Annotated in this window: 8 protein-coding genes; 4 read left to right on the forward strand and 4 right to left on the reverse strand. The window is 63.9% G+C overall.

Annotated elements, in window-relative coordinates; genetic code table 11:
* The first annotated feature begins 370 nt into the window (after positions 1–370).
* The 4 genes from CKO23_RS18555 to CKO23_RS18570 all read left to right on the forward strand — a co-directional run bounded on the left by CKO23_RS18555 (position 371) and on the right by CKO23_RS18570 (position 4,881).
* A complete protein-coding gene (locus CKO23_RS18555) occupies positions 371–1,600 on the forward strand; it encodes a quaternary amine ABC transporter ATP-binding protein (RefSeq protein ID WP_200333316.1) in 1,230 nt (409 codons plus the stop codon).
* Complete coding sequence (locus CKO23_RS18560) at positions 1,597–2,442, forward strand: ABC transporter permease (RefSeq protein ID WP_200333317.1); 846 nt, start codon at positions 1,597–1,599, stop codon at positions 2,440–2,442. The genes CKO23_RS18555 and CKO23_RS18560 overlap by 4 nt, the downstream gene beginning before the upstream one ends.
* Positions 2,443–2,548: 106 nt before the next feature.
* The gene (locus CKO23_RS18565) at positions 2,549–3,394 is read left to right on the forward strand and encodes a glycine betaine ABC transporter substrate-binding protein (RefSeq protein ID WP_200333318.1); all 846 of its coding nucleotides are present in this window, start codon (positions 2,549–2,551) and stop codon (positions 3,392–3,394) included.
* A complete protein-coding gene (locus CKO23_RS18570; protein WP_440870578.1) occupies positions 3,391–4,881 on the forward strand; it encodes a type IV pilus assembly protein FimV in 1,491 nt (496 codons plus the stop codon). The genes CKO23_RS18565 and CKO23_RS18570 overlap by 4 nt, the downstream gene beginning before the upstream one ends.
* 96 nt (positions 4,882–4,977) lie before the next feature.
* Here CKO23_RS18570 and CKO23_RS18575 read toward each other — a convergent pair whose 3' ends face one another.
* The 4 genes from CKO23_RS18575 to CKO23_RS25315 form a co-directional block, all read right to left on the reverse strand.
* Entirely contained in the window at positions 4,978–6,525 is a 1,548-nt protein-coding gene (locus tag CKO23_RS18575) for a mechanosensitive ion channel family protein (RefSeq protein WP_200333319.1), read from the reverse strand.
* 6 nt (positions 6,526–6,531) lie between these two features.
* A complete protein-coding gene (locus CKO23_RS18580) occupies positions 6,532–7,374 on the reverse strand; it encodes an SAM-dependent methyltransferase (RefSeq protein WP_200333320.1) in 843 nt (280 codons plus the stop codon).
* Complete coding sequence (locus tag CKO23_RS18585; protein ID WP_200333321.1) at positions 7,371–8,207, reverse strand: glycine/sarcosine N-methyltransferase; 837 nt, start codon at positions 8,205–8,207, stop codon at positions 7,371–7,373. Before CKO23_RS18585 ends, CKO23_RS18580 begins: the two co-directional genes overlap by 4 nt.
* Before the next feature lie 266 nt (positions 8,208–8,473).
* Positions 8,474–8,743, reverse strand: a 270-nt coding sequence (locus CKO23_RS25315; protein WP_207168609.1) for a hypothetical protein, incomplete at its 5' end; no start/stop codon positions are given.

Raw genomic sequence — 8,743 nt, forward strand, 5'->3', positions numbered from 1 at the left:
CTGTCCGGGCTGCGGCTTGGGCCGAGCGCGCACTTCGCTTTCTGCAACGGCGAGCGCCCCAAACCAAGTTCTTGGGCTACCGCACGCTTGTGGAGGCTACCGATAGGGAGGCGGGTACATCGACGGGCTGCAGATCGCCCGGCTCGCGTTCCAAGCTCACCTTGCGATGCCCCAAAAAAGGCTGTAGCGTAAAAATCAGCAGCGACAAGGATCCAACCCTGTCGCCATCGCCTTGAACATCGCCCCGATGCCCGCCGGATGCCCAGCTTAGGCTGCCGGTCGATCGGGACAGGCAGCTTCCTGCTGCAAATCACGTCGCGGAATCACCCAGGATTCCGCACATCAAGTCTCCGTTAGGACCATCAGGGTCATGCCCGCAGAACAATCCGTAAAGATCGCCGTGCGCGGTCTGACCAAGGTCTTCGGCGACTCGCCGGAGCACGCCCAGGCACTATTGCGCCAGGGCGCGACCAAACAGGCCATCTTCGAGAAGACGGGTCAGGCGGTCGGCGTGGCCGATGCAAGTTTCGATGTCCACGAAGGTGAGATCCTGGTGGTCATGGGCCTGTCAGGCAGCGGCAAATCCAGTCTCATTCGTTGTCTCAACCGTCTCAACGAGCCGACCAGCGGCGAGATCCTGATCGATGGCCAGGACATCGTCGGTCTCAATCGCCATGCGCTGCTGGAGGTGCGCCGACGCAAGTTCGGCATGGTCTTCCAGCATTTCGCACTCTTTCCGCACCGGACTATCCGCGAGAACGTGGAATATGGCCTGGAGATCCAGGGCATGGCCCCGGCCGAGCGCGCCGAGAAGGCGCTGACCGCCCTCAAGCAGGTCGGTCTGGAGGGCTGGGCGGACGCCACCCCAGGCCAGCTATCCGGCGGGATGCAGCAACGTGTGGGACTCGCCCGCGCGCTGGCCGTCGATCCCGACGTGCTGCTGATGGACGAGGCCTTCTCGGCGCTCGACCCGCTGATCCGACGCGACATGCAGCAGGAACTGGTGGCGCTCCAGAGCCGGCTGCAAAAGACGATCGTCTTTATCACCCACGATCTCGACGAGGCGCTCTTTCTCGGCAACCGCATCATCCTGATGAAGGACGCCCGCATTGAGCAAGTGGGCACCGCCGAGGAGATCCTCGCCAATCCCGCCACCGCCTATGTCGAGCGCTTCGTCGCCGAGGTCGATAAGACCAAGCTCCTGACCGCCAGCGCCGTGATGCGCCGGGCGCGCAGCGTCGCTTTCGTCACCGACGGTCCGCGGACGGTGCTGCGCAAGATGGAGGACGAGGACCTCAACTGTCTGTGCGTGGTGGAGTCCGACTTCAGGTTGCGCGGTATCGTCTGCGACGACGCCGCGCTCGCGGCCGTTCAGCGCGGGGAGACATCCATCCAGGGTATCATCGCCCCCGGCGTGCCGGCCGTTTCGCTCGACACCCCGATCCGCGATCTCTTCGGCCCGCTCGCCCAGACCACCATGCCGGCCCCGGTCGTTGATGAAGACGGCAAACTCAAGGGCGTCGTGGTGCGCGCCTCGCTGCTGCAGGGACTGGCCGAATCCACCGGCGACACCGGCGAGATCCAGGAGGAGGCGGCATGATCGAGATCCCACGCCTGCCGCTCGCCGCATGGATCGATAACGGGCTCGAGGTCCTCACCGACCACTTCGCGACCGCGACCAAGATCGTCTCCGATGTCATGGAGAACGGCATCGACAACGCCGTCGACGGCCTCATGTGGCTGCCGCCGGGGGTGACCATTCTGCTTTTCGCCCTGCTCGCCTGGCGCCTCGCCGGGGTGCACACCGCCCTCCTGTCGCTCTTTGGTTTTGCCTTGCTGTGGAACCTCGGCCTCTGGGAGCCGACCCTCCAGACCCTGGTGCTGGTGCTGATCGCGACCTTTGTCGCGGTCGCCATCGGCACCCCGCTGGGAGTGATCGCGGCGCTCTCGTCGACGGCCTATCGCGTCGTTTTCCCGGTGCTGGACTTCATGCAGACCATGCCGGCTTTCGTCTACCTGATCCCGGCGATCCCCTTCTTCGGGCTGGGACCGGTCGCGGCCGTCTTTTCGACCGTGATTTTCGCCATGCCGCCGGCGATCCGTCTGACCACGCTCGGCATCCGTCAAGTGCCCGCCGACCTGGTCGAGGCCGCCGACGCCTTCGGCTCCACGCGCTGGCAAAAACTGACCAAGGTCCAGCTGCCGCTGGCGGTCCCGACTATCATGGCCGGCATCAACCAGACCATCATGCTGGCCCTGTCGATGGTCGTCATCGCCGCCATGATCGGCGCCCAGGGGTTGGGCGGCGAGGTCTGGCGCGCGATCCAGCGCAACGAGGCCGGGATGGGTTTCGAGGCCGGCATCGCCGTGGTGGTGCTGGCGATGGTGCTCGACCGCATCACCCAGGGCATCGCCAGGCGCAAGCCGGGAACGGCGGGCTGATCCTCCGGAGCGGAGCGGGGTGCAAACCCCGTCCCGCCTTGTAGAGATCGTCCGCGCGCTCCAAGCGAGGCGTGACATCCACTCACCACACGAGGAATCCTTCACGATGAAGAGAATCGCACTCCTGATCATCGCCATGGCACTGACCGCCGTTGGCACCCTGGCGCTCGCCGCCGACAAAGGCAAGGTCGAGCTGGCCTATGTCGAATGGTCCAGCGAGGTCGCCAGTACCAATGTCGTCCGGGCCGTCCTGGAAGACATGGGCTATGACGTCAAGATCACCCCGGTCTCCGCCGCCGCCATGTGGCAAGCCGTCGGCACCGGCGATGTCGACGGTCTGGTCGCGGCCTGGCTACCGACCACGCACAAGCAATATCTGGCCAAGGTCGCCGACAAGGTTGAGGATCTGGGACCAAACCTGGAAGGAACCCGCATCGGTCTGGTGGTCCCGAGCTATGTCACCATCGACTCCATTACCGAGCTGAACGCCAACGCCGACAGGTTCGACGGCAAGATCATCGGCATCGATCCCGGCGCCGGCCTGATGAGCAAGACCGAACTGGTCGTCAAGGATTACGGCCTCGATGACATGAAACTGGTCGAGGGTACCGGCCCCATCATGACCGCCGTGCTCGGCGATGCCATCAAGGACAAGGAGTGGGTCGTGGTCACCGGTTGGACCCCGCACTGGATGTTCGCCAAAGACGATCTCAAGTATCTGGATGACCCCAAGGGCATCTACGGCGGCGAGGAAGAGATCCACACCATCGTGCGCAAGGGACTGAAGGAAGACATGCCCGAGGTCTATACCGTCCTCGACAAGTTCCACTGGACGCCCGACCAGATGGCCGAGCTCATGATCTGGAACCAGGAGAAGCGATCCGACCCTTATAAGAACGCTCGCCGCTGGGTCGAGGAAAACGCCGACACCGTCGAGACCTGGAAGCCGTGACTGGGAAATCAGTCGTGATCGATCGAGGAACAACCCGTGCCACCTCGGGTGTGGCGCTATTCGCGCTCGGCATCCTGTCCGCCCTTCCCTCTAGCGCATTGGCCACCAGCACGGCCGAGCTGGAGCAGCGGGTCGCCGATCTGAAACGCCAGCTCGCCGAGGCCGAGCAGGCACTGTCCCAGGCCAAGACGGGGACATCATCCGCGCCAATCGAGGCCGCGACCGTCGCGCAGCAGACCGTCGAGCAAGAAACCGTCGAGCAACAATTCGACGTGGTCTCGGCTCCGGCGGCGGAGGCCGACCAGGGATTCAAGATCGGTCCAGTCACCATCGGCGGTGCCATGCGTGTGAACTATGTGCTTGGCAGCTATCGGGGCTACGATGACGGCCCAAACCGTGGCGGCAATGGCGGGAATGTCGAACTCGATACCTTCCGTATCGACCTGGCGCTCGACTACAACAACATCATCGGCAAGCTGGAGTATCGCTGGTACCCCGCGAGCAGCGGCGAGAGCTACAATTTCCTGCACACGGGTTGGATCGGCTATCGCTTCGCCGACGACAGCGAGATTCAGGTTGGCGTCAACCGGGTACCCTTCGGTCCCGGCCCCTACGGCGTCTCGCAGAGCTGGTTCTTCGACCAGCACTACTATGTCGGTCTCGCCGACGACATGGACCTCGGCATCAAGTACACCACCAGCATCGACGACTGGACGATCGACGTCGCCTACTACGCGGCCAGCGAGGGAAGCTATTTCGGGCGCAGCCTGAACAGCGCCAGATACAGCTATGACGCCGTGCGCTGGACGGAATCCGTCGATCAGGACGGCAATGTCAGCTATGGCGGCGCCCACAATGGCTATGAGGAGCGCAACCAGCTCAACGTCCGGGCCATCTACAGCCTCAGCGACGTGGCCATCCCCACCGACATTGGGGCCTCGCTGCAATACGGCCAGCTCAAGGGGCAGAGAACGGATGACGGCAGCCACTGGGCGGCCTCTGCGCACATGGTCAGTCATCTCGACAACTGGACGCTCGCGGCTCAGCTAACCCGCTACGAATACGACATCGACGGCGATAATCCCTGGGGCACGGACACGCTGGTCCCCATGGGCGCCTACGATTTCGCCTGGCCGGTCGCCGCCAAGGCCTGGATCCCGGCCGTGTCCCTGAGCTACAAGCACGAGACGCCGCGGATTCCCTGGCTGGACTATGTCTTGCCCTATGTCGAGTACAGCAGCATCGTCAAGGACGAGGACGCCTTCAACGACAGCGACATGTTCGTCGTCGGCGCGGCCTGGGCACGCGGAGGCTGGTACATCTACAGCGACCTCGCCTACTCCAACGGCAACTACTTCGTCGGCAACGAAGCCGCCCATGACGGTAGCGACGACTACGGCCGTATCGATGGGGTTGGCGACTTCGGCGTCAATGGCAACGACGAGTGGAACTACAGGTTCAACCTGAATCTGGGTTACTACTTCTGACCGCGTCGACCTGCATCGGGAAAGCGGCGGACGGGAGATGCGCGATCATCCCCAGGCGCGACGATGGGGATAACCGCCGGCGGAGCCGTCACCGCCTCAACGCCCCCGATACAGGCGCGACTGACGACCCACCAGGCCCTCGATGCGCTCGCGGATGTCGCGCATGCTGAGACTCCTGGACGGCTGGCGGCTCGCATAGCGGGCCGCTTCCGCGGCGTCCAAGCGCTCCTTCACGATCCCAGCCAGACGGTCCGCCAGCTCTGGCCGCTCGGCAACCAGTCCGCGGATGCAGTCGAGATCGATGCGGATCAGGCTCACGTCGCTCTTGGCCATGAACTCCAGGAAGGAAGGATCCGTGGTCAGCATCGAGGTGATCCCGAAGTGCTTCCCTGGCCCGAGGGTCTCAGTGACTTTGCGGGTGCGGTCGGGGAGCATGACCGCCGCCTCGATCAGCCCGGCCGTGACCACGTAAAAGGCCTCGCTCGGCACACCCTCCGCCAGGAGGATCCGACCGCTGTCGAACTGGCAGTAGTCCGCTCGCGCGGCCAGCCGTTCCAGCTCGTCGCCGGTCAGGAAACCCGCGATGTCGAGACTCTGAAGTGCCAGCAGGACGCTTGGCGGCTCGGCTTGCGTGATCTGGGCGCGGCGCGTGCGCACTTCATGCACTTGGGGCGCCACCTCAATGCCCGCCGCCTGCAGTCCATGATGGATCTCGCGGAACAACTCCTCGCGGGCACGGAACATCGCCGGATAGTTCTTCAGATGCACCCAGACCATATAGGAGTAAGGGACGCTCGTGGCATCGGCGAGACGCACCACCGGATAGGGGAACTTCAGCACGTTCTCGCAGCGCAGCGCCGCCTCCAGCATCAGTGCGGTCGCAAAGCGCGGATCCACCTCGACGGGAATCTTCACGAAATACCAGGGCGCAAAGAGGTGCTGATCGCCATGCAGGTTCTTGATTGCCTGTCCCGCCATCTGCGAGTTGGGGATGATGTGCGTCGCATTGTCCCAACCCCGCAGCCAGGTCGCGCGCCAGTTCACGTCGACCACCTGCCCGATGATCCCGTCTTTCAGCTCGACCCAATCGCCAAGCCGAAACGGCCGCTCCAGCCCCAGGGCAATGCCGGAGAATAGGTCACTCAGCGTCTTCTGGAGGGCCAGTCCAAGGACCGCCGCCGCGACCCCGGTCGAGACCCAGATGCCGGTGAATGAGTAACCGTGCTGCCAGAGAAACAGCGCGATCCCAAGCAGCGTCGTCGTGACATAGATGAGCCCGATCACCAGCTTCGGCACGCGCTCGGAGAGTTTTTCGTCGGCGCGATTGAACAGCATGACCTCAATGAGGCGCGCCAGCGCCCATCCCACCGCCAGATAGGCCAGCAGCAGCGTCAGCATCCGTATGGGAGCCTCAGATCCGGGAATCTCAAACAGATCCGCGGCCAGCCGGACCAGCGCCCCGCCGACGAGGACCGCGCATGGCAGCAAGACGAGATCGATGAGGGCCACGAGGCGGGGAAATCGCGAGACCCCGGATTTCCCATGCAGCATCCAGGCACCGAGCCGCCCCAAGAGGACGACCGCCAAGGCCGCCAGTAAGAGGTGCCAGTTGTCGTATGCCAGCGTGTCGAAGAACTTGGTCAAGTGCTCTCAGGAAGGCGGTTTCTGGAAGTGCAGAATACCCCAGCTCAGGTAACCCTTGCGGCCAGCCTCGATCCAGTTGCCCAGCCCGCCGAGCATGCGCTCGATATAGGCGTCCGACACCAGGCGGCTCAGGGTGGAGCGCGCACCTTCGAGTTCCTCCCTGACCCGGGCATAGTGGACGCTGAGATGCTCGGTCAGCTCCATGACCTCTACCTCCTTGAAGCCATGTCGCTTGGCGGACTGGCGGTAGAAGCCGATGGAGCCCAGCGAGCTGAGGTGGATGCGGTCGTAGACCGGCTGCAGCACGCCCTGCGGGCAGTCGTCGGCCTGCATGGGGTCGGTGAAGATCAGCTCGCCGCCCGGACGCAGCACGCGCGCGGCCTCGCTGATGACCTGGTCGCGCTGACCGCTGTGCAGAATGGCGTCCTGCGACCAGACGAGGTCGAAGCCGGCATCCGGCGCCGGAATGGATTCGAAGCTGCCCTCGAGGACCGCGATCAGATGCCCGACGCCCTGCGCGCGGCTCATCTCGCGGTTGCGGGCATTCTCGCGCTCGCTGAGGTTGAGCGCGGTGACCCTGCAGCCGAAGGTGTTGGCGAGATAGCGCGCCGCGCCGCCATAGCCCGAGCCGAGATCCAGGACGCGCGTGTCCGGACCCAGGCCCCGCACCCTGGACGCCATGCGCTGCACGGTCCGCCGGCTGGCGTCGGCAATCGCCTCGCCCGGCGTCTCATAGAGACCGATATGGATATCTTCCCCGCCCCAGACGTGGAAGTAGAAGTTGTCCGCGTCCTCGCTGTTGTAGTACGTCCGCGCGGTCTCGACGACTTCCGAATAGCTGGTGCTCATGCGTCCTCGCCCCCTTCGACGTAGGACTTTTCCGCGACGTGAATGAAGTAGTCCGGCTCGGCGTCCCGGTAGGTCTCCTTGAAATCACCGTAGGTGGTCACGCGCTGGAAGCCGACCTCATTGAGCAGGCGTCGCACGTAATGCTTGCGCAGGGGAAACATATTGAGGTGGAAGACCTCCTCGCCTGGAAACTCGTAGCGGAACCGCGCCAGGGACTCGTCCATGTGCTCGGGTGTCGCGCGGACGTTCTCGCCGCAGTAATAGAAGTTGTGCTGGGGCGCGATCTGATGGTCGAGGATGGCGTCGTAGTTGCGCTGATCCAGGATGAGGATGCCGTCGTGCTTCAGGGTGGCGTAGAACTCCGCCAGGGCCTTGCGACGGTCGTTCTCGTCGTGCAGATGCGTGAAGGAATTGCCCAGACAGATGACGGCGTCGTAGTAGTCATGCACATCGCGGTTCAGCCAGCGCCAGTCCGCATGCACGGTGCGCAGGATGTGATTGCGGCGGCGGGCGTTCTCGAAGGCCTTGCCGAGCATGACCGGGCTGCCGTCCGCGCTGGTCACCTCGAGTCCCGCCTTGAGGAGTTGGACCGAGTGAAAGCCGGTTCCGGTCGCGACATCCAGCACCTTCCTCGCCCCGTGCTCCTGGAGCAGACGGATGAAGAAGTCGCCTTCGCTTTCGGCGCGTCGATCCCAATCAATCAGCTGATCCCATTTCTCGACAAAGGCGTGAACGTACTCCGCCGTGTAGTGGTTGGTATCGCGAACCTGCAAGGGGTTCCTGCCGAACTCTTGTTTGACGTGGGTGTTAGGTTTGACGTGGGTACGAGTCATATCATCTCCGGTCCCAGCAACGGGGAAATCTGGATGGCAAAAGACGCAAGCGGACCAGGCAAACGCCTTCCGGGTTTGGTCGGAGCCGCGCGATGCCGCGACTCACCGAGGTCGAGTTTTCGATCGGCGCGAGATGTTCGCCGAGTTGTGCGGACAAGGGTCCGCGATGAGCACAGAGAGTGCGATTGAGCTGGCGGTCGGAAGCCGCCGTCTTGATGTGGCGCGCAGAAGCGCCGGGTAATTTGGCCAGGTTGCATGGCCGACGCTTATGCTACAGCACCCTCAGAATATATCCACCTGCGATCCGACACCCTCCGCGGTCGCTCAATGAGGCCGAGCAGGGCGCGTGCGCCGCCCTTCAGACGCTCGCCGGTGATGAGCCCAAACGCCGCCGCGATGACGCAGGATTGGTTGATGAAGGCGAGCCAGCGGAGGCGCCAGCAGTCCTGGCCGCAGCCCTTCAGCAAGCTCAATCCGCCAAGAAGAGTGCCGCGGCCGCCCGTGGGGCGGACGGAAAGTAGAGGTGCAGATAGCTG

The organism is Thiocystis violacea, assembly GCF_016583565.1.
In the GTDB taxonomy this organism is placed as follows: domain Bacteria; phylum Pseudomonadota; class Gammaproteobacteria; order Chromatiales; family Chromatiaceae; genus Thiorhodococcus; species Thiorhodococcus violaceus_A.

Excerpts from the sequence above, each read along its gene's own strand:
- CKO23_RS18555 (WP_200333316.1), top strand. The coding sequence starts at position 371 with ATGCCCGCAGAACAATCCGTAAAGATCGCCGTGCGCGGTCTGACCAAG.
- CKO23_RS18560 (WP_200333317.1), top strand. The coding sequence starts at position 1,597 with ATGATCGAGATCCCACGCCTGCCGCTCGCCGCATGGATCGATAACGGG.
- CKO23_RS18565 (WP_200333318.1), top strand. The coding sequence starts at position 2,549 with ATGAAGAGAATCGCACTCCTGATCATCGCCATGGCACTGACCGCCGTT.
- CKO23_RS18580 (WP_200333320.1), bottom strand. The coding sequence starts at position 7,374 with ATGAGCACCAGCTATTCGGAAGTCGTCGAGACCGCGCGGACGTACTAC.
- CKO23_RS18585 (WP_200333321.1), bottom strand. The coding sequence starts at position 8,207 with ATGACTCGTACCCACGTCAAACCTAACACCCACGTCAAACAAGAGTTC.